This is a genomic window from Chryseobacterium formosense (genome assembly GCF_900116415.1).
Classification (GTDB): domain Bacteria; phylum Bacteroidota; class Bacteroidia; order Flavobacteriales; family Weeksellaceae; genus Chryseobacterium; species Chryseobacterium formosense.
Genome location: NZ_FPAP01000001.1, coordinates 731,252 through 756,886, shown reverse-complemented (window position 1 = coordinate 756,886; position 25,635 = coordinate 731,252). Strand labels below are relative to the sequence as shown.

The following is a 25,635-nucleotide window of genomic DNA, read 5'->3' as shown; positions in this document are numbered from 1 at the left end:
TTACATATTTTCAATGACGATTGCAGAAGCACCACCACCACCGTTACAGATGGCTGCAGCACCATATTTACCGTTGTTTTGCTTTAAAACATTAATTAAAGTAACGATAATTCTTGAACCAGAACTTCCAAGGGGATGTCCTAAGGCTACTGCTCCACCATTTACGTTTACTTTAGCAGCATCCAATCCTAAGATTTTATTATTAGCCAAACCTACAACAGAGAAAGCTTCATTAAATTCAAAGAAATCGATGTCTGAAATCTCAAGACCAGCCTTTTTAAGAGCGATTGGTAAAGCTTTTGAAGGAGCTGTTGTAAAGTTTTCAGGTTCATGAGCTGCATCAGCGTAAGAAATAATCTTCGCTAAAGGTTTTAGTCCTAATTCTTCCATTTTTTCTTTAGAAACAAGGATTAATGCAGAAGCACCGTCATTTAAAGTAGAAGCATTGGCTGCAGTAACCGTACCTTCTTCTTTTTTGAAAACAGTAGGAAGTGTAGGAAGTCTGTCAAAATTTACCGCTTTATATTCTTCATCTTCAGCGAAAATTACAGGCTCTCCTTTTCTCTGAGGAATTGATACAGGAACAACTTCTTCAGCGAATTTCCCTTCGCTCCAGGCTTTTGCAGATCTTTTGTAAGATTCGATCGCAAAATTATCCTGCTCTTCTCTTGTGATATGGTAATCTGTTGCACATTTTTCTGCACAAACTCCCATGTGTACTTTATTGTAAACGTCTGTAAGACCGTCAAGAACCATTCCGTCCTGCATTTTCACATCACCTAATTTGGTTGCGTTTCTTGCATTATAATAATGTGGAACTGAAGACATGTTTTCCATCCCTCCGGCAACGATAACGTCTGCGTCACCTGCTTTGATCGCCTGTGCAGCCATTGTAACAGCTTTCATTCCTGAAGCACAAACTTTATTAATCGTTGTAGATGGTGTTTCGTTTGATAAACCTGCACCTAAAGCAACCTGTCTTGCGGGAGCCTGGCCTTCACCTGCCTGTAAAACGTTACCCATATAGATTTCCTGAACGTTTTTAGGATCAAGATTTATTTTCTCTAATGCTCCTTTTACCGCTGCAGCTCCTAATTTTGTAGCAGGAACAGTTGATAAACTTCCCATGAAGCTTCCCATCGGAGTTCTTACTGCAGAAACAATGTATACTTCTTTCATATTTTCTTCTTTTATACTATAGTTAATTTTTATTTTTTGATTTTGCAAAAAGCATTATTAATGCTCCCAAAAATTCCACAATCCAGCCCCATTGTAATTTTACCGTTCCGGCTAATGCATTCGTCCAAGATTTGAATGGTAAAAAGCTAAAGTAACTTGATGCCTGATATTTTATGGCAAATAAGGTAAATACGAATAAAATTAAGAGGAACACTGCAAAGGTGTTGACAAGTTTTGGACGATTATTCAGAATTGAAAACAGTGCGCAGGCGCAGAAAATCCAGCAGAAAATTGCCAGATAATAGTCTACTTTCCAATAGTTCCAGTTTCCTATGATCGGAACGTGTACCAAAGGAAGAAAACTTCCTACGACTACCAAAATTAATCCTAAAAGCTGTAAATTTTTCATTATTTATTTTACAAGTTTTAATATATCCTGAATGCCAAAATACAAAAAAAAACATACTTTTTATAAGTATGTTTTAAAATCAAATAATTGAAATATAAACCTAAGTTTACACAAAATTATCTGCTTAAAATTATTTAATATTTAATATTAAATTAATTATATTGTTAATTTAAAAATTAATTTAAAGTTATATTAAGCCCTTCTTTAATCCATTATACTGTTCAAGCACGTATTATTTTTAAATTTAATACGAAAAATTCTAAAATATTAAATTGAATTTATCTTGTATTCTTAAAAAGTAAGAGCCCAAAGATCGATCCCGATCTGCACTCCGCTTTTATTACGAATAAGGGCTTCATTATTGAAAATAGGTGTAAAATCTTTCATCACATAAATATTAAATCCAAAATACTCTATTGATATTTTACCTCCTGCAATAAAAGGATTTAAGCCTTTGGACACTCCTTCACGAACATACACTTTGTTCCCGAAATCATTTTTATACTGAAGATGCATTCGATCATTGATTTTAACGCCTCCGTAAAGTCCGATCCCAATTCTCAACTGTTTTTTTGTATTATCGATATATCGTACTCCGTTATATTCTTTGTATTTTGGATTTAACACGAAAATTGCTTCTAATGGTACATAAATATAGTCCGTACGCAACCACGCTTTTTTAAAATTATTACCCGTAAAATCCGTAAGGTAAAGATTTTTATCATCCTGGGTGAAAATTTTATCTCCATTTGGAATAATCGTCTCAAGCCTCCATCCTAAACCTACACGATAGAAAACAGGACTTGTAGTTTTGCCCAGCTGATTTTCATAGCGAAGCGTGAAGTTCCCAGATGAAGAATTTTTCAGTTCATTGCCTTTAGAAAAATCAAAAAACTTTTTATCGGTAAAATTTATTAATGAAATCCCTGCAACATAACCGAAACTTTGTAGGTAATTCTTAGGATCTTCCGGATCATCAAACTCGGGCTGCTCAAATGTCAGATCCAATAAAGCACCTCTCGCAGTTCTGAATAAACTATTTTTTTTATTAAAATTAGACTTAAAAAGTGCTTTTCTAACAGTTTTACCAGTGATCTCTTCGTATTCATCTTTCTGTTTGGCAATTTCATCATTAATGATCGCTTCATATCGTACTGCCGTCGTATTTTTTTGCTCCTTCATTTCGCTTTCCGAAATTTCGCCCGCCTTCATTTTCTTTTCAAGTGCATCAAATTCGGCGTTCATTTTGTTGCGTTCTTCCGTAACGATGCTGTCGATCTTATTGGTATATCTTTCCATTTGTTTCCTCAGAGTTTCTTTATTCTGGGAATAGCTGAGTGAGAACAGGGTTAAAAAAAATCCTGCCAATAATATTTTTTGTCTCATGTTGATATGATTTTTACTTTTCGTCTGTACTGTTGGAGCTGTTGAAAATTGTAATAAATTCCGGGCTTATATTAACTTTATTGATTTTAATAATCCCAAGTCTTTTTGTGTTCTCATTAGGTTTTTCATTTTTCTCAACACTGTATTGGTGCTGAAACATAAGGTCATTTGCAGTAACATATCTTGTTTTTGAAGACTTTTCTATAACTACCAACTTAGGTGTTTCTGTAATTTCCTGTTTTATTTTAGTTTCAGTTTTGACTTCTATTTCGGGTGCGGATTCTATAATTTTTGAAACAGAAGTCATTTTTGGAAGATCAGTTTGTTCCTGATCTGCTTCGTTAATTTCTTTTATAACAATTGTCTTTTCAGGATTTGTTTTTATTTCAAAATTATTTTCTGTTTCAGGATTAGTCACATTAGCAACCGTTTCAGAGGTTTTTGATGGTTTTAAATTTTCTTCCGTCACTTCTTCAACTGCAATTGTTTCTGCAGATTTGGAAGATTTATCTGAATTAAAATACAAAATGCTTCCAAAAGAAATTAAAAGAACTATAGCAGCGGCATACTTCCACCACTGAAAGAGAGGTTTCTTTACAGTTTTTTCTTTTCCGTGTAACTGATCCTCGATTTGATCCCAAAGTTTATCAGAAGGCTTAATATTGAGTTCTTCGTAATCAGCTTTTAACTGTTTCCGTATTTTTTTGTCCATTTTCTTTTGATTTTAAATAATCAGCAATCCATTTTTTGGCTTTGCTAAACTGACTTTTGCTTGTACCTTCCGAAATGTTCAGGATCTCAGCAATTTCCTGATGTTTTCGCTCTTCAAATACATAAAGATTAAAAATCAGGCGATAACCAGCCGGCATTTTAGAAAAAATTTCTTCGATATTGATTTCGTTTAGATTTTCATTAATTTCTTCATCAGAATAATCATCCGCAATTTCTACGTCTGCATAAAGAATGTTTTTGTTTTTCCTGACAAAACTTATCGAATCATTTACTATAATTTTCCTCAGCCAGAACGGAAAAGATTTCCAGTCTCGGCAGTCGTTAATTTTATTGAAACATTTCAAAAAAGAATTCATCAGAATATCTTCTGCATCATGAAAGTTATTGGTATAAGAATTTGCAATTGCCAGCATTTTAGCAGAAAACAAATCGTAAAGAGCTTTTTGAGCTCTCCGATCCTGTTTTTTGGCAAGTTTAAAATTCTCTTCTAAATGCTTCATTGATTAGTTTCTAATTATAAGACCGAGGAATTTGAAAATGGTTGCCTAAAAATAAAAAAAATTGCACTTTTATTTCAAAAGTGCAATTTCATCATATGATAAATTAATTATTGAGCAAAAGAATATCGCGGTCCGCCTGCCTGGAAAATGGCAAGCATCCTGCTTTTCTGATCAGTAGAAAACATAAACATCGCCCTGTCATCTACATAATCCATATAGTTCATCGTCATTTCTACAGGAGCTCCTGAACAAGTACTGTAATGCGGATAAGCCGGAGCACCGTAATTAGCAGTATTGTGTGATGGCGTATCGTTGCAGTAATCTGTTCCGCAAGTAGCATCTCACCAAATGTGACGAAGATTCATCCAGTGTCCTACTTCATGAGTAGCAGTTCTTCCCAGATTGTAAGGATAAGTTGCTGTTCCTGTAGTTCCTAAATATTTAGAATCTATTACTACACCATCTGTTGCACTAGCTCCACCCGGAAATTGAGCATATCCTAAAATTCCTCCACCGATTGTACAAACCCATAAATTTAATTTTGTAGTTGGTGATATTGGTGATAAGCCTCCCTGAGCAGATTTTTTCATTGCATCTCTAGTTCCCCAAGAAGTTTTTTTCGTTGATTTTCTTACTACCTGATCCAAAACGAATCTGATTCCTACATTTGCTTTCACATTAGAAAAAAGTGCAGGTACATTATTATAATCACTGTTGGTAGCATTGAAATCCTTATTCAATACATCAATTTGAGACTGAATCTGAGCCTGTGAAATGTTCTCTGCTGCAGTTTTGTATAAAACATTTACTACAACCGGAATTTCAATCACTCCGTTTACTAATCTCGATTCAAAATTTTCATTAAGTTTTCTTTGGGTAAAAATCTCAATATCTGAAATCTTTCTTGCTAATTCAGGATCTTTAGCCATTTGTTCTTTCAAAACCTCATCAGATGCACAACTTCTTCGGGCAGCAATATCAGTTGTCTTGTTTTATTCTGCCTGTGTTTCGATTTTCTCGTCAGATTCACAGCTCGCTAAAATAGCAGAAACTATTCCTAGCATAAAAATTGTCTTTTTCATTGCAATTTCGTGTTAATTATGTTAAATTGTTTTGTTATTTTCATTTAAACAACAAAATCTTAACAAATATAATAACTTTTTAATACCACAATATATATTGATTAAAAAAAAATTAAAATTTATTAGTTATAATTTTTTTAGATTAATTAGAATAAAAAAATTGCACTTTTTATTCAAAAAGTGCAATGTAATATTTAATATCAGCTATAATTAATGATTAATATTTGCTACCGTTTTAGGGTCGTGCTTATGTTTAAACAAAACCCAGAAAAGTATTGCTAAAACCAATGCATACGCAGAAAAAGATAGCCAGATGTTGTGCCAGTCTTTCATCATAACGACAGCAGATAAAGTACCATCAGCATTTACAGTAGAATTGAAACTGTTTTTCAGAATATCTAGAAAAGACTGATTATCGGGTGTGGTCTGAAGATATGTGGATAATTCTGACGCAGTCGTAAATCTATGGGTAAAGAACTTATCAATTGCCCAACCTGCAATATAACTTCCGAAAACAGCTCCAAAACCATTCGTCATCATCATAAATAAACCTTGCGCAGAAGAACGGATCTTTTTATCTGTCGTGGTTTCCACAAAGAGAGAGCCTGAAATATTGAAAAAATCAAATGCCATCCCGTAAACGATGCACGAAAGGACGATTAATCCTAAGCCGTATCCTTCAGGAACACCGTAAGCGAAAAATCCGAATCTAAGAACCCATGCAAACATTGAGAAAAGCATGACATATTTAATTCCGAATCTTTTCAGGAAAAACGGGATTGCCAATATAAACAAGGTCTCAGAAACCTGAGAAATAGACATAATAATAGTTGATCTCTGCACTACAAACGAATCAGCATATTTCGGAAAGTGTGAAAATTCACTTAAAAATACGTCTCCATAAGCATTCGTCAACTGTAAAGCAGCACCAAGCAACATTGAAAATAGGAAGAATAATGCGGTCTTATAATTTTTAAATAGTTTAAATGCATTTAAGCCAAGTTGTTCGGACAAAGGAGCATCCTTATCAATAAGCTTTTGAGGAGGACATTTGGGCAGTGTTAAAGCATAAATCCCAAGAATGATTGCAGCTACTCCGGCAATGTAAAATTGGCCTTCTGTTGCTTTATTTCCTGTAAGATTGGTAATCCACATCGCTACAATAAACCCGACGGTTCCCCAAACTCTGATTGGTGGAAAATCTTTAACAACATCTAAATTGCTATTTTTCAGCACGGTATAGGAAATTGAATTTGCAAGTGCAATTGTTGGCATATAAAAACACATTGCAACAAGCATTACAGAGAAGAACGAGTTGGGATCTGTACTGTGAGGAAGAACGAAAAGCGTTATCCCATAAAGGATCTGCAAAACTGAAAATATTCTCTCTGCATTTACCCAACGGTCTGCAATAATCCCGGTGATGGTCGGCATAAAAATCGAAGCAATTCCCATGGTTCCGAAGACAGCACCAAATTGCGTTCCGTCCCATTGCTTTGTACCAAACCAAAAATTCGCCATGGTAATCAGCCATGCTCCCCAAACGAAGAACTGCAGAAAACTCAGGACGGTCAGTCGTAGTTTTAAATTCATTTTTTAAGTATAATATCTCTAATCTATTTTCTTTTTTCGTCTCTTGATCTCCTCCTGAATTTCAAGCGCGGTATCGAAATCTTCTTCTTTTACAGCATCCTCCAAAAGCTTTTGTAATTCTTCCATTGAAACAGATGTCAGACTGTCTTCAGTTGCTACAGTTTCTGAGAAAGACTGCTCTTCTTTTGCAACTTCTTCCAGTTCAAGCAAAATTCCTGCTTCATTCAAAACCTGCTGTGTTGTAAAAATAGGAGCATCAAAACGTACCGCCATTGCTACCGCATCCGAAGTTCTTGCATCAAGAATCAGTTCTTCTTGAGTTTCTGAATTTTTGAAGTTGATATTTGAAAAGAAAACCCCGTCTACAATCTGATAAATGATCACTGAAACCAGCTGATAATTTGCCGAAACAATAAATTTGGTAAACAAATCGTGTGTAAGGGGACGTGGCGGATGAATGTCTTTTTCCAGGCCTAAAGAAATGGATTGAGCCTCGAAATTTCCAATAACTACTGGTAATTTAATATTCGTTTCTTCATGTTCCAAAAGCAATGCGTAAGCGCCAGATTGAGTCTGGCTGTACGATATTCCGCGTATGATGAGCTGTTTATAATCCATAACTACAAAGATAATCGTATTTTTTTATCTGTACTTTTTATTTTTAAATTTTATGACTCTTTTGTTGTGCTGTCTTTTCTTGTATTTATGGCTTTGCAGCCCGGCTTGAGCGGAGCTCTTTTTGTCGCGACTGAAGGGAGCGGCAAAAAAGCGAGAGTGGAAGACATAAATGAGATGAAAGCGAAGGCTTTAACCGAAATTTACGAACGAAGGTCTAAGCTGCCCAAAAAAAACTTCCGAAATAATAATTATCCCGGAAGCTTAATTATGGATGAAAAACTATTTAGCCTTTCAATGCTTTTATTTTTTCTGTCAATGCAGGAATGATCTGGAATGCATCACCTACTACACCGTAATCTGCCGATTTGAAGAACGGAGCTTCAGCATCACTGTTGATTACAACGATTGTTTTAGAAGAGTTTACACCCGCCAAATGCTGAATTGCACCCGAAATACCGATGGCAATGTAAAGGTTTGGAGAAATTGCCTTACCAGTCTGCCCAACGTGCTCTGTGTGAGGTCTCCACCCGATATCTGAAACCGGTTTTGAACAAGCTGTTGCAGCACCTAAAGTATTCGCAAGATCTTCTACCATTCCCCAGTTTTCTGGACCTTTCATTCCTCTACCTGCAGAAACTACTACTTCAGCTTCTTTTAAGTCTAGTTTACCTGAACTCTGCTCATGAGAAATCACTTTTGTATCTTCATTAGCCACAGAAAGATTCTTTACTTCTTCAGAACCCGAAACTGAGTTTTCTTTAACACCGAAAGCATTCTGAGAAACGGTAATGATTACACCTGTTCCTTCTGCTTTTGCATGCATGAAGCCTTTTCCTGAGAAAGCTTTTCTTTTTACCTGAAACGGAGACTGGCTTTCCGGAGCTTCCAAAACATTGGTAATTAAAGAATAGTTCTTCATCACCGCCAACATTGGTGCTACAGAAGAAGCATCTGTTGTGTGAGGGAAAACGATAATATTTCCGCCCGCAACTTCGCTTACAGCCTGTGCATAAGCTTTTGCCGAGAAATTTTTAAGACCTTCGTCTTTGATGTTGATTACATTTGTTGCTCCATATTTATACAAAATATCTGAAGTATCTGTTGGGTTTACAGAAATTGCCGTTACGGTATCTCCCGCCTGATCAGCTACTGCTTTAGCGTAAGAAACTGCCTCAAAAGCTGCTTTTTTGTAAACTCCGTTTATATTTTCTGCGTATACGAATACTGCCATAATTTTTTAATTTAAGATTTAAAGTTCGAAATTCAAGATTTTTTAAATGTTGAATTTTGAATGTTGAATTTTGAATAATTAAATAACCTTTGCTTCCTCGTGAAGAAGTCTTACCAATTCATCTAAATTATCCGGAGAAACCATTTTCACAGCTGCTCTTGGAGGAACTGAGTCATAAGAAACACCCTGAACTTTTACTTCAGAAGAAGTAGGCGCTACGACCTGCAAAGGTTTTGTTCTTGCAGACATAATTCCTCTCATGTTTGGAATAATAAGATCTTTTTCGTCTACCAAACCTTTCTGACCAGCAATTACAGCAGGTAATTTTACAGAAATTGTTTCTTTGCCTCCTTCAATCTCTCTTACAGCAGTAGCTTCGCTTCCGTTCACATCTAAACCAACCGAAGCATTTACAAAAGGTTGATTTAACAACTGAGCAACCATCCCAGGAACAGAACCTCCATTATAATCAATCGATTCTTTACCGCAAAGAATTAAATCGTAACCACCATTCTGAGCTACAGCCGCAATTTCTTTAGCTGTTGAGAAGCTGTCTTTAGGATCAAGGTTTACTCTTACTGCGTCATTTGCTCCGATTGCCAAAGCTTTTCTTACCACAGGCTCAGTTACAGCATCCCCTACATTGATTACCGTTACAGTTGCTCCCTGAGATTCCTGCAATTTAATAGCTTTTGTTAAAGCGAATTCATCAAGCGGATTGATTACCCACTGAATTCCGTTTTTGTCGAATGCAGACTTATCTGCCGTAAAATTGATTTTGGAAGTAGTATCCGGAACACTACTGATACAAACTAATATTTTCATATGTTGCTTTATATTTTATTTTAATTGTCATATGCAACCTCACGGTTTCATGTACTATATATTTCTGTTTTGCTTTTCATAATCAGGTGATTATAAACAGCGTTTTTTGTTTGAGTTAACTTTGCTAATATAAATAAAAAATATATTATGCATGCATAATACTTATTTAATTATTATTCAGCGCATTATATGTTTTAAGAGTTAGGTTTTGTTGCTCTAAACTCTATCTTACTTGGCAAAACTCTTGGATTCATTTTTAAAACATCAAGAACCAGATTTCCCATATCTTCGGGTTGAATTTTCCAGGCATCTTTTTCTGAAGGAATATTTCCGTTGAAATTTGTAGCCACCGAGCCGGGCATGATGACAGTTGATTTAATATTGTATTTTCTTAAATCGATCATCGCTGCTTGAGTAAAGCCTACAACTCCGAATTTTGAGGCGTTGTAGCCCGTTCCGTTTTCGAAGAAATTTGCTCCGGCTAAACTTGAAATGGTGATGTAATATCCTTCCGTCTTTTTCAGTTCTTCTACTGAAGCTTTTAGGGTATAGAAAACTCCGGTAAGATTGGTTTCAATCATCTCATTCCATTCGTCTGCTGAAAGTTGGTCTACCGGTTTAAAAATCCCTAAACCAGCGTTTGCAATAACAAAATCCAATCTTCCGAATTTTTCGATGATGTTTTTAACAGTTTCAGACTCGTTTTCAAGATTTTTCACATCAGAAACAATTCCTAAAACATTCTGAGAATATTGTTTTAATTCAGTCACAACTTTTTCAACATCTCCCTTTTTTCTTCCCGAAAAAGCAACTGAAACGCCATTTTCTAACAAGATTTTTGCAATCCCATATCCAACTCCTTTTGTACCTCCTGTAATGTAGGCTACTTTATTTTCTATCATTGAATCAATTTTAAAACCCTAAAATAACAAAAACGCCCCAAATTGGAGCGTTTTATTGTACTAAGATTTATCAGTAATTATTTTTTAGTGAATTTCTTGGTTAATAAACCATTTTCGGTTTTTAAACCTAACATATAAGTTCCGGTTGGCAATTTTCTTACATCAACTTTACCATTAGAAAAATTAGCATCAGATCTTACTCCGCTCATATCATAAATATATGCATTTAATATTTTCGCTTTTGATTCTACAGTAATAAAATCAGTTGCAGGGCTTGGAAATATAGATACTTCTTGTTGTTTTAAAACTACATCATTTGTAGCTAAAAATAGACTTTCCGTTGCCACAGCTCTTGATAACATATTATCAATCAAATGAGTTGATGCAGCTGCGTTGGTTTCTAAAACATCGTGCGCAGCATAATCTATTTCGCTTGGTGATGTTACCAATGTTCCCGTTATTACTTTTGAAAATCCTGGACCTTTAAAAGTAATTGTTCCATTGGCAGTATTATACGCATAACCTATTCTAACCCAAGTATTTACGGGTAACGTTACGGCTGCAGGAGTAGTTCCTGTTCCTACATCTGTATAAGAAACTGCACCTGCCGGCGTTGTATATACTCCTATTACTGTTTTAGTGGCGTGATGCACAAGAATTCCTCCAAAGACTTCTTCAGCAGCGTCTATCACTTCAACTCCTCCACAATTATCGCTGGTAGAAGTTGGCCCGGTAAAATAATCGAATTCTACTTGGAATACATTATTTCCTGATGTTCTTGCAGTCCATGCAGCAGGCAAACCATTTTTCCACATATATCTGTAGCCTTCAGCTGTAGCTGGAGCTGAAATTTGTAAAGCTTTACCTGTTCCGGATGTTACAATGGCATAATCTGAATTAGCTCCACCAAGAGATGCGTATACAGGAGATGACTGCCCAATTGCAGAAGCTATATTAAGAGCATCGAAATTTTCCTGTTGAAGCACTTGTGCTGTAGCAAAAAGTGAGCTTGTTAAAGTTAAAGAAAGTAGTATTCTTCTCATATTATTATTATTATTATTATTATTATTATTATTATTATTATTATTATTATTATTATTATTATTTTAAATTTGAGCTAAAGTTAAAGATAATTATTAATAAACTGAATTAAAATCTCATTAATTCTTAGCTAAAATGATCATAATTAGAAAAAATAACGCCCCGACTGGAGCGTTATTGATTATTATTTATCTGTTTTATTTTTTGATGAATTTTTTAGTGTATTTATTTTCTTTAGTCTCTACTGTAATAATATAGTTACCCGAAACCAAATGACTCACATTTGCTCTGTTTCCATCTAATCTAAAGTTGACTTTTTTACCAGAAGTATCATAGATTTCAACTTTGGTAAGTGGTGACAATGTTTTAATATTTAAGAAATCACCTGCCGGATTAGGATAAATCTGTAATGCATTTTCATTTTGCTCTACTTCAGGTAATGATTTTGCAGATATTCTGGTCACATTTGTCTGACAGTCTTCAATGATTGCTGAAAATGATGCTCCATATTCTATTTCCGAATCTGGTTCCATTAGAATATATTTACCTGCTTTAAAATCAACAGAATTACCTGATTGTACCAGATAGTGACTTCCTGTATATATATATTCTGAAGCTTTGTAAATAACACTTGGATTGGTTTCGGTGGTGTAAAATGAATAATTCTGCGGACAATTATTTGCCGGTCCACAAATCGATTCTCTGTCTGTAACAAAAACTACATCTGAAATCGTAATTATACAACCTGAAGTATTGGTGTACGTATAATAAATTGTATGAGTACCCATACCTGCTGCATTTGCACTAAATGTATTCCCTGAAACTCCATTTCCGGAAAATGTTCCGTTGAAATAAGAACCTGTAAGGTAAAGCGACATATCGCTAATTACATTATTCGGACAAATGTATTGTGGAAGATCAAGTGTCATATCAATCGTATTTTCAAGAGCGGTGATTGAAACATTATCTACAAAATAATAACAAGCACCAAAATCATTAGGCACACTGCTGTCATTATAATTATAATAACCACAGCCATTCACCCCTTGTGGAGACGGAGTATTAGAAATAAAATCAATATTACTCAGACCTCCTAAATATAATGTTGTCTGACCTGCAACATTACCTGTCGTAAAATCAAAAGTAATGGTTTTCCAAGTACTTGCACTGGTAGCATAATTAGAATCAGTAAACAGCATCGAAGGATTTGAGATAGGAATTTCACCATATCCCGGATAAGAAGTGCTGTTATTAGATAAATAAGCCTGGAATTTAATTGCATTTTTACTATTCCCTTCAGCTAAAGAAACCTGAAAGCTCAATCTATACTTCGTATTCGGTAATAATGGGCTTGCAAGCGTCGTTTTAATCGACTCCGAGTAAATTTGGTTGCCATAACTTTTTCTTACTACCATTCCTGCGTATCCTTTGTTATTTGTAACATTATCCGGTTGGTAACCCATCATATTACAAGGAGTTTTTATCTCAGGATCTCCATAATTTCCATTAAAATAATCTGCACCTCCTGTGATAATATGAGCATCTGACCAATTACAAGCTTTATTTATATTTCCAATACCTTGTGAAGGTAAAAAGCTTTCAAATTGTGGATTAATGACCAAATTCGCATTCGGGTTGCATCCCGTTCCTGTAGGCGGTGTACAGTTATTCTGCTCATTAATATAAACATAAACGTACGTAATATTTCCTTTTTTCCCGGAAGAATTTACAGGAATATATCTCAATAAATGCAAACCAGCTACAGAACTTGAATAAGTAACAGATGTACCTGCTGTACCTGAAGTAACTGACAGCGTTGCCGTAGAATCAAAAATATCTTCAAGACATTCAAAACCTGCGGCATCAAAGTCATTGCTCAGAAGGTTTGATAAATTAATAGCTGTTCCTGGATTTCCGGTAAAAGTGATCGTTCCGTTGGTGTAGTTAATCCCATCATTAGAACCAGCCACACTAATTCCCGTTAATTGCCCCGAATAACTTGTCGTACCATTGTATGTTGTACTAACTCCGAATGTACTGTTTACACTATATCCTAAATCTACCAATACATTTTTCTCTTCTTGCTTAAGATATCTTCTAATCGAATTGGTCGCGTAAGCACTTTCCGTAACAAAATTTGGATTAGGGGACACACAACTGCCATCAAAATGACTCAAACTGCTTGATTCTGTAAATCCTGGAGGAGTAAATACGGGAACATTTGAGAGTCCAACATATCTTATTTTACTACTGCATAAATTATTTGGAGGACTTAATATACTATTGCTTAAAACATTATTAAACGAATAATTATACATTTCTCCGCAAGCTGAAGCAGCCTTCTTCAATAGAAACTCTGTAGAAGTACTATTCTTTAAAAACGCATCATATCGGGTAAAGTAATTAAATCCTGTTCCAAATTTAGAATTACCCGAAGCATTGATTAAACTTGAAAATCCTACTGCATGGGTTATTTCATGCAAGACTACAGAATACAAGTCATATAAACCAGGAAAAGATGCAACTGAAAGATTAGTATTCCAGTTTATTGAAGAATCTGAAAAATTGAAGGCCATCATCCCATGATAAAACAAGCCGGAAACACCTGAACTCGATCCGTTTGAGTTTACCGGTGAAAAAACACCGTCATATGAATCGGTACCCAGATGAATTGTTTTCCATATTTCATTATCTGAAATACCACCAAATCCAGCTGTAGCGTTATAAGGCATGCTGTAGAAAGAGCTTGCAAGACCTAAAACGCCACTTGGAGTATTTGGAGCAGGTATTGCATTATTGATGTTTCTTACCCATATATTTACCTTATTATTTAATCCGTTTGTTTTTAACGGAGAATTTATAAAGTCTGAAAGATCATTAAAAACACGGCATACTACATTTCTTCTTGCCATATGTACCGGATTTGATGCGTCTTCCATTCCTGATCCCGTTTCAAAGTATAAATTGAAAAAGCCACAAGACATGGGTGCCGGATTTGTAGATTTGTTTGCCGTTCCGCTCAAACTCTCTCTCTTGTTACCAATGAGAATATCAGAAGGATCATATTTGTTACCATAATGATCGAATATGTTATCTAATGTACCACCTGGGCTCATATAGATTTTATCATTTTTAGCTTGCCCTTTTGTTTGACATAAAATATTGGTCAGACAAACCATAAAAATGAAAAATATTGTATGTTTTCTCATATTTTCATTATTTATTGTTAGACAAATTATTTTGCTTGGTAAGCAAAGAATTAAGCTTGTTTTTCATATCGTCGATTTCTCTTCGATTTGATTCTAATTCTGTTTTTTGATTTTGATTGATTTTATTCTGGTCGATCAAATACAACGTCAGTTCCTCTACTTTTTTAAGCAAAAGAATATTCATTTCTTTAAGCTCAATACCATTAGCAATCGCTTCTTCTGTGGTAGGAACTTCTGGTAAATGTCCTTTATCAGAAATATAAGATTGCAAATCATTTAATGGCATAAGCTTATAGTCTTTATTGAAAACATAATCTGCCCAACCATTATTAGCTGCGATTTCTACTTTTATTCTTTCGGTTTTAATGCCGTCTTTTACGAAAAGACGATATTCTTTGCAGCTTGAGCAGTCTACCTCATATGTTCCGACACCAATTTTTGAAGAATTTGAAATGTAAAATGTTGGCTGTGCAATATTGTTATCTGGTTGTATATAAAGAGGATAAATATGCAGACCTTTTGCAAGCTTTGTAATATAAAAATCGATTTCTTCTTGTCGACCATTTCCAAAGATTAAGCTATTTCTTACATTAGGAGCTATCCTGCTATCATAAAATATTCTAATATTACCGGTAGCAACGTTAAGTTTATCGATGTTGGTACCGGTTCCTATACTCACATTTCCTCTTCTGTAAATATGATCTGCGGTATTTAGTGGTCCATCCCATTGCTGAGAAAATAAAGTGTTTGAAAATAAGGCACACGCTGCCAATAGAAAGATTTTTTTCATGGTTTAAAATTTATGATTAGTTATAGGTTTAATGTAAAAGCTTAAAAATCAATTATTACAAAAATGAAATAGTTTAATCTACATTGAGACTAAAAAATTATTTCAACTATTTAAAATTGAGTTAGAAAATTTAATAATGAGTTTTACATAAATGTGTATGTGATTACATCATTTATAATATTACTCTAAAATGTCATGAATTAATTGAAAAGTAAAAATTTTCAATTAATTAGTTTACTAATACTGGAGTTATTTAGATGTACTAATTTTCTTTTCCAACATTTCGATGCGAGTGTTTTGCTCTTCAATATTTTTCTGCTGTTGAAGGGTATATAAAGTAAGCTCTTCGATTTTTTTAAGCAAAAGAATATTCATTTCTTTAAGCTCAACACCATTAGCAATAGCTTCTTCTGTAGTAGGAACTTCGGGCAAATGACCTTTATCTGTAATGTAAGACTGTAACTCTTGTAAAGGCATTAGTTTATAATCTTTTTGAAAAACATAATCTGCCCAACCGTTACTTGCTGCAATTTCTACTTGCACTTTTTCGGTTTTGATACCATCTTTTACGAAGAGACGGTAGCCTGAACATTGACTACAATAAAAATTATCTGTTCCCATTCCAACTATTCCAGTAGCCCCCATTGAAAAAGCATTTTTTAATTGTGGATTAGGGTCTACATCACCGAAATATGCTGAAACATACGGATGCAGATATAACTTAGAATCATTAAATTCAAAATGAAAATTTCCATCATCACCCACAATAGTACTACCAACAGGTGATGTAGAGCCCCCACCAAACACAATCTTATTTCCAGAATTACCCGTTAGTCTAAAGTTTCCATTAAGATTTAGCTTATCATTGTTATTGTCAGTTCCTATACTTACTTTCCCATTTCTGTAGATGTGATCGGTTAGATTTGTAGCCCCATCCCACTGTTGTGAAAATAGAGAATTTGAAAACATGGCACAGATAGCCAGTAATGCGATTTTTTTCATGGTTAATATTTTATTGTAATTAGTTTTTTAAAAGTACAAAAAAATATTTATTCACACCATGTTGAAACAAAAAAAATCACCCCAAGAGGAGTGATTTTTTGTTTCTGAAGAATCAGCTATTATTTTTTGATGAATTTCTCTGTAGAAATACCGTCTTTTGTTTCAACATTGATTAAGTAAGTTCCTGCAGAAAGACCTCTTACATCAACTTTATCACCCTCTAATTTCACATTTACTTTTCTACCTGTAAGATCTACTACAGAAACTGCATTGATTTTTGAATCTGTTTTGATGTTTAATACGTCGGTAGTTGGATTAGGATAAATTGAAATAGCACTTCTCTTATTTGTCTGAACAGTATTTACATCGCTTACAGATAATGTAGAACTACTTCCAAATTGTGCAAGAATATTATCAACACCCACAGTATTACTATTTGTATTTCCAGTGGTAGTAATATTTTGTACATATATATCTTTTGCAATCATCCCAGCAATTTGATCAGGATCAGTTGAAATAGAGGTTCCACCTCCAGGCCAAGACCATGTCATAGCCCCGGTAGTTTTATTATAGGTAAAAGATACAGAAACCCAAGTGTTCACCGGGAACACGGGTGCATTAGCATCAGCTAAAATCAAATAAAGAGTAGGCGAACCAGCATTATTAAAAGTTCCCAATCCATTTAACTTTTTGGTAGTGACATTATATGTGAATCCACCAAGAGCTATTGCTGTTGTACTAGATGAACTACTATTCCCTACTACAGAAAACCTGTATTCTCCCGAACCATTAGAAGAGCCTGTATAAATTTCTGCATTTGCTTGTATAATGTTATTTGAAGCGTTGGCAGTTATAGCAGGTTGTCTTGCCGCAGTTCTATTGTTTGGATTTGAAGTTGCAGCATAACCATTACCACTTGTTGTTGTTAATGATAGCCCATGTGCAGCATCAATTGAAACAATTTGATAATCCGTAGCTGTACCTCCACCTGTTACCCATGAATTTTGACCTGCAAGATTCCCTGTAATTAATGTATTAAAGTTTTCATTAACAAGAACTTGAACTTGCCCAAACACCGTCATTGTTGCTGAAACCAACAATAAAGAAGATAGAATTTTTTTCATAAAACTTAATTTTAATATTTTAGCGTAAATATAATAAAAGTTTAAATACAAAAAATAAAAATTATGTTAAAAACAAAAATAATCCTCAAGAAAAACTTCATGAGGATTATTTTTTAATAAATTAATTCACTTTCTATTTTGAATAATTCTCAAAAAACATCGGAATACTTTCAATTCCTTTATAGAAATTAAACAAACCGTAATGTTCATTTGGAGAGTGGATGGCATCAGAATCCAAACCAAAGCCCATTAAAACAGATTTCGCACCCAAAACCTGCTCAAACATTGAGGTTATCGGAATACTTCCTCCTCCTCTATAAGGAAAAACTTCTTTTCCAAAAGCAGTCTGCATTGCATTTTTTGCAGCAGAATATTCTTTTGTATCTGTCGGCAACACATATGGCAAGCCACCGTGATGAGGAGTAACTTTCACTCTTACGTTTGCAGGAGCAATTTTTTCAAAATATTTAGTAAACTTTTCTGTAATTTCTTCCGGAGTCTGATACGGAACCAAACGCATTGAAATTTTAGCAAAAGCTTTAGAAGGAATCACCGTTTTTGCACCTTCACCTGTATAGCCGCCCCAAATACCGTTGCAGTCTAATGTAGGACGAATTGAAGTTCTCTCTAAAGTTGTATACCCTTTTTCTCCTTCCACATCATTTAAACCAATCGATTTTTTGAATTCTGCAGGATTGTCTTTCAGCTTATTCATTTCAGCTCTTTCCTCATCAGAAACCGTTTCTACATTGTCATAAAAACCATCAATTGTAATATGACCATCTTCATCAATCAGCTTAGCAATCATTCTTGACAAAACATGAATAGGATTCGGAACTGCACCACCATACAATCCTGAATGTAAATCTCTGTTCGGTCCTTCAACTTCCACTTCTACATAACTCAGACCTCTTAGACCCGTTGTTACAGTTGGTTGTTCGTTGCTGTAAATATGCGTATCGGAAATTAAAATACAATCACAAGCAAGCTTTTCTTTATTTTCATTTACCCAGCTTCCAAGACTTACAGAACCTACTTCTTCTTCACCTTCTAAAATAAATTTCACATTACAAGGTAGAGAATTCGTTTTCATCATCGCCTCAAAGGCTTTGATCTGCATGAAAAACTGCCCTTTATCATCAGCAGAACCTCTTGCGAAAATTGCTCCGTCGGGATGAAGCTCAGTCTTCTCAATATAAGGCTCAAAAGGAGGCTTTTTCCATAGTTCTAAAGGATCTGCAGGTTGTACGTCATAATGACCGTAAACCAAGACTGTAGGAAGATTTTCACCGATGATCTTTTCTCCATACACAATCGGATAACCTTTTGTAGAACAAATTTCAACATGATCTGCTCCTGCATTTTTCAGATATTCCGCGCAAACTTCTGCACATTTCAAAACGTCATTGCTATACGCCGGATCGGCAGAAATAGAAGGAATTCTAAGTAATTCAAACAATTCATCAACAAAACGCTGTTTGTTTTCGTTGATGTAATTTAATGTTTCTTGCATTGTAAATTAAATTTTGTTAAAATTAAAAAATTTGTCGGGTCACCACAAACAAAAAAAGTTTTTAATTTATTTAAATGAATTATATCTTTTAAAACAAAAATCCCGCAAAAATGCAGGATTTATATTCTTTTATTTCAAAAAAATTAGTGCTCTGCTTTTGCAGGTTCTTCATGTTTTGCAGCTGTAGAATCAGTTTTTGGAGCTTCAGTTTCGTGAGCACCTTGAGCTGGTTCTGCATGAGCCGGAGCAGCAGTTTCATGTGCACCTCCATGACCGTGACCTTCTGCACCACCTTGGTGATCGTCAGAATATCTTTCAGTACCTTCTTCCATTTTGATGATATTCTTATTTCCTCCAGCCTGGATTTTTTTACAGCTTACCGCTACCGTTGCAAGAGCTAAACATAGAACTAATTTTTTCATATGCAGATTTTTATTTTTAAGGATCAGTCGGAATTATTTTATTCCTGAATTTTTAATTGCCCAAAAGTAAGAAATATTGCATTTTTCGGCAACATTTTTAGACTGATTTTAATATTATTTTACCTTTTTTGGATTGTGTAAAAATAAGATACTGTTCTCCTCCGTCTTTCAGCTGATATTTTTTCTTGATTTCTTCAGGTTTTAAAGGATAATTTTTTGAAACTAAATTAAATTGTGCCTTTTTTTTAATCCGTTTTGAATCAATCACTTCCATTTCTAAAATTCTACCGGGAAAATCTTCAATTTTAATATCAGAAGTGTACAAATGCGTATTCGGATGTAGTTTTTTAAGTTTAAAACGTTCAGAAATCAAATTGAAAATACCGGCTTTCAGAATCGTATTGTTAGGAATATATATGAATTTTTCAGGCTCAGAATATCCTGCTGCCGCATTTTTTTCTTCATTAATTTTAAAGCAAAACTCTTTTTCATCACTTTCAAGATTAACGCACCTGCAAATTATTTCTCCTGAATAGTTTTTAGACAAGAAAACAACAATTTCTTTTACATCATTTCGAACAGCAATAATTTCAATTTTCGAAATATTTTTTAAAACAGAAATCAAATATTTTAAATCTATTAAAGGTGAGAGCTTAATGATAACACTTTCCGAAATCGAAAGCAATTGATCCTGAATTTCCAAGATATTGGGCGAAAGATCTTCCAAAAGGAACACTTTATTTTTGTTCTGATCTCTTCGAGCCGGATCAAGATAAGTAACATCAAAGTTTTCTTTATTCTGCTCCAGAAAATCTTCCAGTTTTTGATTGATAAATTTTGCTTTTTTCCCTAAAATATTCCAATTATGTTCAACAATTTCTAAAAGATAAGAGTTTTGTTCAACTAAAGTTATGTTTTCAAAATTTTTAGCTAAATAATAAGCATCAATCCCGAAACCACTTGTCAAATCGATAAATTTCTTTCCTTTTAAAATTTCTGACTTATAAAGTGCTGTTTTTTCTGAAGAAGATTGTTCGAGATTGAGTTGTGGCGGAAAAATAATTCCATCTTTTAATAAAAACGGAAATTTCTTCTGTGCAACCTGTTTTCCTTTGATCTGCTGAACAATTTCCTGCATGGAAACTTCAGAAAACGGGGATTTTTTTAATAATAAAGAATGCAAATCTGAATGAAGATTCTGATTGATATAGTTTTGAATTTCTTTTTTTGAATGCCACGAATGCACGAATATTTTTTTAAGAATTTGTTATTATTTATTTATTCCCACAGATTTCACGGATTTTCACAGATGCTTATGTTAAAAAGATCAGTGACAATTGTAGTCAAACTGTTTGATTTTTTATTTAATCTAAATTTCCATTTATTTTTCGGAAGATATTTTTAGCTATATAATCAGTATTGAAGTTGACTAATATTCCTAACTTTAAATCTGACAATTTAAGATAGGTAAGTAATTGTTTATGATGAACTTCACTGATTTCTTGGATAGATTTAATTTCTATAATTACTTTATCTTCAACAATTATATCCGCAATAAAACTTGAATCAATAATGGTATCTTTAAATTTTATAGACATTGGAACTTGGTTTCGAACTTTTAATCCATGATTTTCAAGCTCAAACATTAATACTTTTTCATAAACTTTTTCCAACAATCCTGAGCCTAATTCATTATAAACAGAAAATATTGATTTTCTGACATAAAAACTTATCTCATTTTCTTTCATCGTATTTGTGTTTATAAAATTTTTATAGAATAATATACAGAATCATCTGTGAAGATCTGTGCAATCCGTGGGAAACTACTCAAACATTTCAGCCCAACGAACTGCTTTAATTTCCTTTGGATTATATAATTCCTCAATCGATTTTTTAACTTCTAATTTCGGATATAAATTCACTCCGATCAGCTTTATTTTTCCTTCCTCCACCCATTTCTGTTCTTCAACAGCCTGATCGTAAATCTTTTTCTGGATAATTCCCTGTTTTAAAAGTTCGAGATACCCTCCGTTTTCTTCAATTTCAACAAATAGCTTCCAAGACTTTTCGGCTATCTGATTAGTAATATTTTCGATGTAATAGCTTCCATTTGAACCATCTTCAAAAACATTGATGATACTTTCATATGCCAAGACGATCTGCTGTTTGAAAGAAATTTCTTCCGAATTATCCGTACTTTTTCCAACCAGATAATTGTTGCTGTAAACAGCATCTGCTCCACCAATCATCGCTGAAGCCAGTTCTAAAGTCGAGCGGATCAAATTATTTTCATTATCCGAAATCGCTTTATTTCTCAATGAAGTTTCAGCAAAAATGTATGGTATATGATCTAAATCGTATTCTTTTGAAAGTTGATTAAAAACCAATTTAAAAGCACGAATTTTTGCCATTTCAAAGAAATAATTCCCGCCTACTGCAATTCTGAAAATCAGTTTATTGATGATTTCTTCTCCGTAAATTTCAATTAATTCTTTAGTTTTTGCCAAAGCAATTCCCAACTGCTGATAAATTGCCGCTCCCGCATTTTGGTGAAGTGAAATGTCTACACAAATGTTTCTTTTGAAATCCTTTGCTAAAAGTTCTTTCACCAACTGATCATTGATTTCAATATTTTTTTCGTCAAAAACATCGATCAGTGAAAAATATTGGTCTTCATCTTGCGGACTGATGTGTTCTGCTAAATCTTTGTTGTTCACGAAAACCGTTTTTCCAACAAGATTTTCAACATTTTCATTCAATAAAAATGCAAAAACATCATCTTCCAGACTTTCATGATAGTTGGCTACCAAATGTGTACTTTCTTCTACTTTCGGAAGGTTTGGTGTTGATTTTTCAACAGAATTATAAAAAGGTTTCACATCAATTCCCTCTAAATTTTCTTTTTTCAGGATGGTGTAAATATCTTCTGTTTTAAGCTGTTTTTTAACAAGATTTTCCCAGTTTGAGAAGGTTTCCGAGTTTGACATGGAATGTGGATATTTGTGAATTGTCAATCGTCAATTTTGTTTCACAGGTGAATTTTGAATCGACGAAAATTAGACAACTATATTTAAATTTATATTAATAGCAAAGCGAATTGACCATTCATAATTTACTTTGATTATTTCTTCGCAATATGAGCACTGTCTACAACGAGAATGAAAATTTCTTCGTTGGGCTTTTTCATAAAGTAATTTTCTCGGGCGTATTTTTCTTTTTCCGATTTATTATTCATCAGTTTTTTGTAGAATTTATCATTCTTTTCGTACTCTGCTTTATAATAATCGAGCTGCTCTTCGTATTTATTGATTTCACCATTCAGCTCGTGAATTACCAAAAAAGAAGTTTTATCAAAGAAAATCATCCACACCAGAAAAAGAAATATGGTAATCACATACTTATTCAGAATATATTGCTGAATAAATTTAAACGTTTCCGATTTGGGTTTAATGTCTTTAATAAGCTCTTTTATTGCCATTTTAGTGTTTTCTTAATGAGTTTTTAATAACGGTGGTTAAAAAATCAATTGCGACAGAATTCTGTCTCATATTCGGAATAATCAAATCGGCTTCGTTTTTCGAAGGTTCAATGAATTCCTGATGCATTGGCTTCAGAGTTGTCTGATAACGGTGTAAAACTTCGTTCAGATCTCTTCCTCTTTCCTGTGTATCTCTCCTGATCCTCCTGATCAGTCTTTCGTCTGAATCGGCATGAACAAATACTTTTAAATCAAATTCCTTTAACAGTTCTTTATTCGTCAAAACAAGAATACCTTCAACAACCAAAACGTTTTTTGGTTCTACTGTTACATGATCTCCGGTTCTTCCGTGTGTTACAAAGCTGTAAATAGGCTGCTCTATAGATTCGTTATTCTTTAATGCTTTTACATGTTGCAGCAATAAGTCAAAATCGATCGATTTGGGATGATCATAGTTTAAAGCTTCCCTTTCTGTAAGCGTAAGGTTATGATTATCATTATAATAATTGTCCTGAGAAAGAATATTCATCCCTTCAATATCAAGTTGCTGAATAATCTTATCAACAACCGTAGTTTTGCCAGAACCAGTTCCTCCGGCAATTCCTATTACAAGCATTCTGTTTGTTTCTTTATAGTTTTTACAAAGATAGTATTTTATTTAAAAGTTGGATGATGGAAGTTGGTAGCTGGAAGTATTTTCTGCTGCTTTATGGTTTATATTTAGTTTAAGAATTTTAAGCCGTGAAGTCGTGGCAGATTAAAGCATCGGGTAAACCCGATGAACGCAATTATATAAAATAAATATATAATAATTTGAACTCTGAAAGAGGAAATAGTTATTTTTAAAACCGATTAATATTTAAACAAACTCCAAAAATAAAACTCCAACAATTATGTCGGAGTCTGTTTTATACGATTTCGCTTGTTAAGCTTCTTGCAATTAATTTTTCATGCATCGGTTTCAAAACTTCCATTGAACCTGTTTTTACCGCGCATTTGCCTTTAAAATGAACCAACATCGTGCATTGTTCTGCCTGAATTGGGTCGTGCTTACAAATCTGGATCAATGCCTCGATGACATCATCAAAAGTGTGAATGTCGTCATTGTGCAAGATTAATTTGTAAACTTCATCGATATCGTCCAAAACCAGCACTTCTTCTTCATACTGCCGTTTCGGATCTTCATAATCTTTTATGCTGTTATAAAAAATCATTATTTTATATTTAAACGTCTAATTTATCTAAAATATCGTCTACTATATTATTTGGTTCAATATATACCAATTCAACCATTTCGACGCTCTTATTATTCATTTTTAAAATCTTAAAATGATAATTTTCAAGATCAAATTCCTGATTTTCTTCCGGAATATCCTCCAAAGCATGTAAAATAAATCCTGCTAAAGTGTTGTATTCGCTTTCTTCAGAAAGAGTCAATTTTTTAGGCAAAGATTCGTTGATTTCATCTAAAGGCTGAGTCGCTTTTACCCAATAGGTGTTTTCTGCAATTTTATCAACCAGTTTTTCTTCATCATCCTCTTCATCCTGAATTTCACCTACCAGTTCTTCCAAAATATCTTCCAAGGTAATGATTCCTTCGGTTCCTCCGAATTCATCAATTACAATAGCTAAATGCTGTTTTTTCTGCTGGAAAATCTTCAACAAATCTGAAATTTTCTTGCTTCCTACCACAAAGAAAGATTCACGCATTAATTCCCGAAGATCATCATGACTTAATTCCCCTTTTCTTTTAACGAATTCTCTGATGATTTCTTTTGTATAAAAAACACCAATTACATTATCAATCGAATTTTCATAGACCGGAATTCTGGAATATCCGCTTTCCATAATTTTATTGATAATGTCATTCAGATCATCTGCAAAATCAATAGAAGTAATATTCTGTCTCGGAACCATGATTTGTTTCGCTGAATGATCGGTAAAATCAAATGCATTTTTGATGATTTCGTAGTTTTCTTCTTCAATTTCTCCGCTATCGGCTGATTGTTTTACCAAAAGCTGAAGCTCTTCCGTAGAGTGAATTTCCTGTTCGGAAGCCGGATGAATTTTTATTAATCTTAAAAACCCGTTTGACATTAGGTTCATCAACCAAATAAATGGTTTGAACACTGTATAGAAAACCCTTAAAGGAACGGCTGTTGCCATTGTAGTAGCTTCGGACTTACGAATAGCAATCGATTTCGGAATTAATTCTCCAAAAACAATGTGCATTACCGTAATAATCAGAAAGCTCAAAACTAAAGAGATTGTAGTAACAGTAGTCTCGGCAAGATTTATACTTAAAGAATGAAATAAATTATCGATAACATGGTGCATAGCACTTTCACCTACCCAACCTAAAGCAAGAGAAGCTAATGTAATACCAAGTTGTGTTGCAGAGAGATACTCATCAAGATGCTTGATAATATGCTCCGCCTGTTTTGCCATCGAATCTCCTTCGGCAGCTTTGAGTTGAATTTGTGAATAACGAACTTTAACAATTGAAAATTCTGCGGCTACGAAAAAGCCATTTAACAATACAAGAAATAAGGCTAGCAAAAGCCTGACTATGTCCGAATCCATTTAGAAAATTATAATT

Annotated in this window: 24 protein-coding genes and 1 pseudogene; all 25 read right to left on the bottom strand. The window is 33.9% G+C overall.

Annotated elements, in window-relative coordinates:
- The 25 genes and pseudogenes from BM371_RS03545 to BM371_RS03420 all read right to left on the bottom strand — a co-directional run bounded on the left by BM371_RS03545 (nucleotide 1) and on the right by BM371_RS03420 (nucleotide 25,619).
- Entirely contained in the window at nucleotides 1-1,179 is a 1,179-nt protein-coding gene (locus BM371_RS03545; RefSeq protein ID WP_034675913.1) for an acetyl-CoA C-acyltransferase, read from the bottom strand.
- Nucleotides 1,180-1,201: 22 nt separating this feature from the next.
- Nucleotides 1,202-1,588, bottom strand: coding sequence for a hypothetical protein (locus BM371_RS03540; RefSeq protein WP_034675910.1), 387 nt, complete (start codon nucleotides 1,586-1,588; stop codon nucleotides 1,202-1,204).
- 291 nt (nucleotides 1,589-1,879) lie between these two features.
- Complete coding sequence (locus tag BM371_RS03535; RefSeq protein ID WP_034675907.1) at nucleotides 1,880-2,974, bottom strand: hypothetical protein; 1,095 nt, start codon at nucleotides 2,972-2,974, stop codon at nucleotides 1,880-1,882.
- Nucleotides 2,975-2,987: 13 nt separating this feature from the next.
- Nucleotides 2,988-3,686, bottom strand: coding sequence for a hypothetical protein (locus BM371_RS03530; protein WP_034675904.1), 699 nt, complete (start codon nucleotides 3,684-3,686; stop codon nucleotides 2,988-2,990).
- A complete protein-coding gene (locus tag BM371_RS03525; protein ID WP_034675902.1) occupies nucleotides 3,652-4,206 on the bottom strand; it encodes an RNA polymerase sigma factor in 555 nt (184 codons plus the stop codon). Before BM371_RS03525 ends, BM371_RS03530 begins: the two co-directional genes overlap by 35 nt.
- Nucleotides 4,207-4,313: 107 nt before the next feature.
- Nucleotides 4,314-5,288, bottom strand: a pseudogene (locus tag BM371_RS03520) (zinc metalloprotease).
- Nucleotides 5,289-5,498: 210 nt separating this feature from the next.
- The gene (locus BM371_RS03515; protein ID WP_034675899.1) at nucleotides 5,499-6,881 is read right to left on the bottom strand and encodes a nucleoside permease; all 1,383 of its coding nucleotides are present in this window, start codon (nucleotides 6,879-6,881) and stop codon (nucleotides 5,499-5,501) included.
- 18 nt (nucleotides 6,882-6,899) lie between these two features.
- A complete protein-coding gene (locus tag BM371_RS03510; RefSeq protein ID WP_034675896.1) occupies nucleotides 6,900-7,499 on the bottom strand; it encodes a bifunctional nuclease family protein in 600 nt (199 codons plus the stop codon).
- A gap of 283 nt (nucleotides 7,500-7,782) precedes the next feature.
- Nucleotides 7,783-8,730 carry an electron transfer flavoprotein subunit alpha/FixB family protein gene (locus BM371_RS03500; protein WP_034675889.1) on the bottom strand — a complete coding sequence of 316 codons (948 nt, stop codon included), beginning with the start codon at nucleotides 8,728-8,730 and terminating at the stop codon, nucleotides 7,783-7,785.
- A 78-nt stretch (nucleotides 8,731-8,808) separates the two neighbouring features.
- On the bottom strand, nucleotides 8,809-9,555 hold the full coding sequence (locus BM371_RS03495; RefSeq protein ID WP_034675887.1) for an electron transfer flavoprotein subunit beta/FixA family protein: 747 nt from the start codon (nucleotides 9,553-9,555) through the stop codon (nucleotides 8,809-8,811).
- Nucleotides 9,556-9,749: 194 nt separating this feature from the next.
- The gene (locus BM371_RS03490) at nucleotides 9,750-10,457 is read right to left on the bottom strand and encodes an SDR family oxidoreductase (protein ID WP_034675885.1); all 708 of its coding nucleotides are present in this window, start codon (nucleotides 10,455-10,457) and stop codon (nucleotides 9,750-9,752) included.
- Nucleotides 10,458-10,534: 77 nt separating this feature from the next.
- Nucleotides 10,535-11,500, bottom strand: a complete 966-nt coding sequence (locus BM371_RS03485; protein ID WP_081874544.1) for a T9SS type A sorting domain-containing protein — start codon at nucleotides 11,498-11,500, stop codon at nucleotides 10,535-10,537.
- A gap of 195 nt (nucleotides 11,501-11,695) precedes the next feature.
- Entirely contained in the window at nucleotides 11,696-14,707 is a 3,012-nt protein-coding gene (locus BM371_RS03480; RefSeq protein ID WP_034675878.1) for a T9SS type A sorting domain-containing protein, read from the bottom strand.
- 7 nt (nucleotides 14,708-14,714) lie between these two features.
- Nucleotides 14,715-15,497 carry a hypothetical protein gene (locus BM371_RS03475; RefSeq protein ID WP_034675875.1) on the bottom strand — a complete coding sequence of 261 codons (783 nt, stop codon included), beginning with the start codon at nucleotides 15,495-15,497 and terminating at the stop codon, nucleotides 14,715-14,717.
- Nucleotides 15,498-15,746: 249 nt separating this feature from the next.
- Nucleotides 15,747-16,499, bottom strand: coding sequence for a hypothetical protein (locus tag BM371_RS03470; protein ID WP_051882754.1), 753 nt, complete (start codon nucleotides 16,497-16,499; stop codon nucleotides 15,747-15,749).
- Nucleotides 16,500-16,618: 119 nt separating this feature from the next.
- Nucleotides 16,619-17,623, bottom strand: a complete 1,005-nt coding sequence (locus BM371_RS03465) for a T9SS type A sorting domain-containing protein (protein WP_034675872.1) — start codon at nucleotides 17,621-17,623, stop codon at nucleotides 16,619-16,621.
- A gap of 133 nt (nucleotides 17,624-17,756) precedes the next feature.
- A complete protein-coding gene (locus tag BM371_RS03460) occupies nucleotides 17,757-19,136 on the bottom strand; it encodes a dipeptidase (RefSeq protein ID WP_034675869.1) in 1,380 nt (459 codons plus the stop codon).
- A gap of 143 nt (nucleotides 19,137-19,279) precedes the next feature.
- Entirely contained in the window at nucleotides 19,280-19,558 is a 279-nt protein-coding gene (locus BM371_RS03455) for a hypothetical protein (RefSeq protein ID WP_034675866.1), read from the bottom strand.
- 97 nt (nucleotides 19,559-19,655) lie between these two features.
- Nucleotides 19,656-20,804 (bottom strand): class I SAM-dependent methyltransferase, encoded by a 1,149-nt coding sequence (locus BM371_RS03450; protein ID WP_034675865.1) that lies wholly within the window; start codon nucleotides 20,802-20,804, stop codon nucleotides 19,656-19,658.
- Nucleotides 20,805-20,922: 118 nt separating this feature from the next.
- A complete protein-coding gene (locus tag BM371_RS03445; protein WP_034675863.1) occupies nucleotides 20,923-21,306 on the bottom strand; it encodes a GxxExxY protein in 384 nt (127 codons plus the stop codon).
- Between the two features lie 75 nt (nucleotides 21,307-21,381).
- Nucleotides 21,382-22,545 carry a methylmalonyl-CoA mutase family protein gene (locus BM371_RS03440; RefSeq protein ID WP_034675861.1) on the bottom strand — a complete coding sequence of 388 codons (1,164 nt, stop codon included), beginning with the start codon at nucleotides 22,543-22,545 and terminating at the stop codon, nucleotides 21,382-21,384.
- 134 nt (nucleotides 22,546-22,679) lie between these two features.
- Entirely contained in the window at nucleotides 22,680-23,030 is a 351-nt protein-coding gene (locus BM371_RS03435) for an FtsB family cell division protein (RefSeq protein ID WP_081874564.1), read from the bottom strand.
- Between the two features lie 7 nt (nucleotides 23,031-23,037).
- On the bottom strand, nucleotides 23,038-23,652 hold the full coding sequence (gene udk / locus BM371_RS03430; RefSeq protein ID WP_034675856.1) for a uridine kinase: 615 nt from the start codon (nucleotides 23,650-23,652) through the stop codon (nucleotides 23,038-23,040).
- Nucleotides 23,653-23,944: 292 nt separating this feature from the next.
- On the bottom strand, nucleotides 23,945-24,250 hold the full coding sequence (locus BM371_RS03425) for an ATP-dependent Clp protease adaptor ClpS (protein ID WP_034675854.1): 306 nt from the start codon (nucleotides 24,248-24,250) through the stop codon (nucleotides 23,945-23,947).
- 10 nt (nucleotides 24,251-24,260) lie between these two features.
- On the bottom strand, nucleotides 24,261-25,619 hold the full coding sequence (locus tag BM371_RS03420; RefSeq protein WP_034675852.1) for a hemolysin family protein: 1,359 nt from the start codon (nucleotides 25,617-25,619) through the stop codon (nucleotides 24,261-24,263).
- Between the last annotated feature and the right edge of the window lie 16 nt (nucleotides 25,620-25,635).

What these genes read in the sequence shown, in the direction of transcription:
- BM371_RS03545 (WP_034675913.1), bottom strand. Translation starts at nt 1,179, where the DNA reads ATGAAAGAAGTATACATTGTTTCTGCAGTAAGAACTCCGATGGGAAGC.
- BM371_RS03540 (WP_034675910.1), bottom strand. Translation starts at nt 1,588, where the DNA reads ATGAAAAATTTACAGCTTTTAGGATTAATTTTGGTAGTCGTAGGAAGT.
- BM371_RS03535 (WP_034675907.1), bottom strand. Translation starts at nt 2,974, where the DNA reads ATGAGACAAAAAATATTATTGGCAGGATTTTTTTTAACCCTGTTCTCA.
- BM371_RS03530 (WP_034675904.1), bottom strand. Translation starts at nt 3,686, where the DNA reads ATGGACAAAAAAATACGGAAACAGTTAAAAGCTGATTACGAAGAACTC.
- BM371_RS03525 (WP_034675902.1), bottom strand. Translation starts at nt 4,206, where the DNA reads ATGAAGCATTTAGAAGAGAATTTTAAACTTGCCAAAAAACAGGATCGG.
- BM371_RS03515 (WP_034675899.1), bottom strand. Translation starts at nt 6,881, where the DNA reads ATGAATTTAAAACTACGACTGACCGTCCTGAGTTTTCTGCAGTTCTTC.
- BM371_RS03510 (WP_034675896.1), bottom strand. Translation starts at nt 7,499, where the DNA reads ATGGATTATAAACAGCTCATCATACGCGGAATATCGTACAGCCAGACT.
- BM371_RS03500 (WP_034675889.1), bottom strand. Translation starts at nt 8,730, where the DNA reads ATGGCAGTATTCGTATACGCAGAAAATATAAACGGAGTTTACAAAAAA.
- BM371_RS03495 (WP_034675887.1), bottom strand. Translation starts at nt 9,555, where the DNA reads ATGAAAATATTAGTTTGTATCAGTAGTGTTCCGGATACTACTTCCAAA.
- BM371_RS03490 (WP_034675885.1), bottom strand. Translation starts at nt 10,457, where the DNA reads ATGATAGAAAATAAAGTAGCCTACATTACAGGAGGTACAAAAGGAGTT.
- BM371_RS03485 (WP_081874544.1), bottom strand. Translation starts at nt 11,500, where the DNA reads ATGAGAAGAATACTACTTTCTTTAACTTTAACAAGCTCACTTTTTGCT.
- BM371_RS03480 (WP_034675878.1), bottom strand. Translation starts at nt 14,707, where the DNA reads ATGAGAAAACATACAATATTTTTCATTTTTATGGTTTGTCTGACCAAT.
- BM371_RS03475 (WP_034675875.1), bottom strand. Translation starts at nt 15,497, where the DNA reads ATGAAAAAAATCTTTCTATTGGCAGCGTGTGCCTTATTTTCAAACACT.
- BM371_RS03470 (WP_051882754.1), bottom strand. Translation starts at nt 16,499, where the DNA reads ATGAAAAAAATCGCATTACTGGCTATCTGTGCCATGTTTTCAAATTCT.
- BM371_RS03465 (WP_034675872.1), bottom strand. Translation starts at nt 17,623, where the DNA reads ATGAAAAAAATTCTATCTTCTTTATTGTTGGTTTCAGCAACAATGACG.
- BM371_RS03460 (WP_034675869.1), bottom strand. Translation starts at nt 19,136, where the DNA reads ATGCAAGAAACATTAAATTACATCAACGAAAACAAACAGCGTTTTGTT.
- BM371_RS03455 (WP_034675866.1), bottom strand. Translation starts at nt 19,558, where the DNA reads ATGAAAAAATTAGTTCTATGTTTAGCTCTTGCAACGGTAGCGGTAAGC.
- BM371_RS03445 (WP_034675863.1), bottom strand. Translation starts at nt 21,306, where the DNA reads ATGAAAGAAAATGAGATAAGTTTTTATGTCAGAAAATCAATATTTTCT.
- BM371_RS03440 (WP_034675861.1), bottom strand. Translation starts at nt 22,545, where the DNA reads ATGTCAAACTCGGAAACCTTCTCAAACTGGGAAAATCTTGTTAAAAAA.
- udk (WP_034675856.1), bottom strand. Translation starts at nt 23,652, where the DNA reads ATGCTTGTAATAGGAATTGCCGGAGGAACTGGTTCTGGCAAAACTACG.
- BM371_RS03425 (WP_034675854.1), bottom strand. Translation starts at nt 24,250, where the DNA reads ATGATTTTTTATAACAGCATAAAAGATTATGAAGATCCGAAACGGCAG.
- BM371_RS03420 (WP_034675852.1), bottom strand. Translation starts at nt 25,619, where the DNA reads ATGGATTCGGACATAGTCAGGCTTTTGCTAGCCTTATTTCTTGTATTG.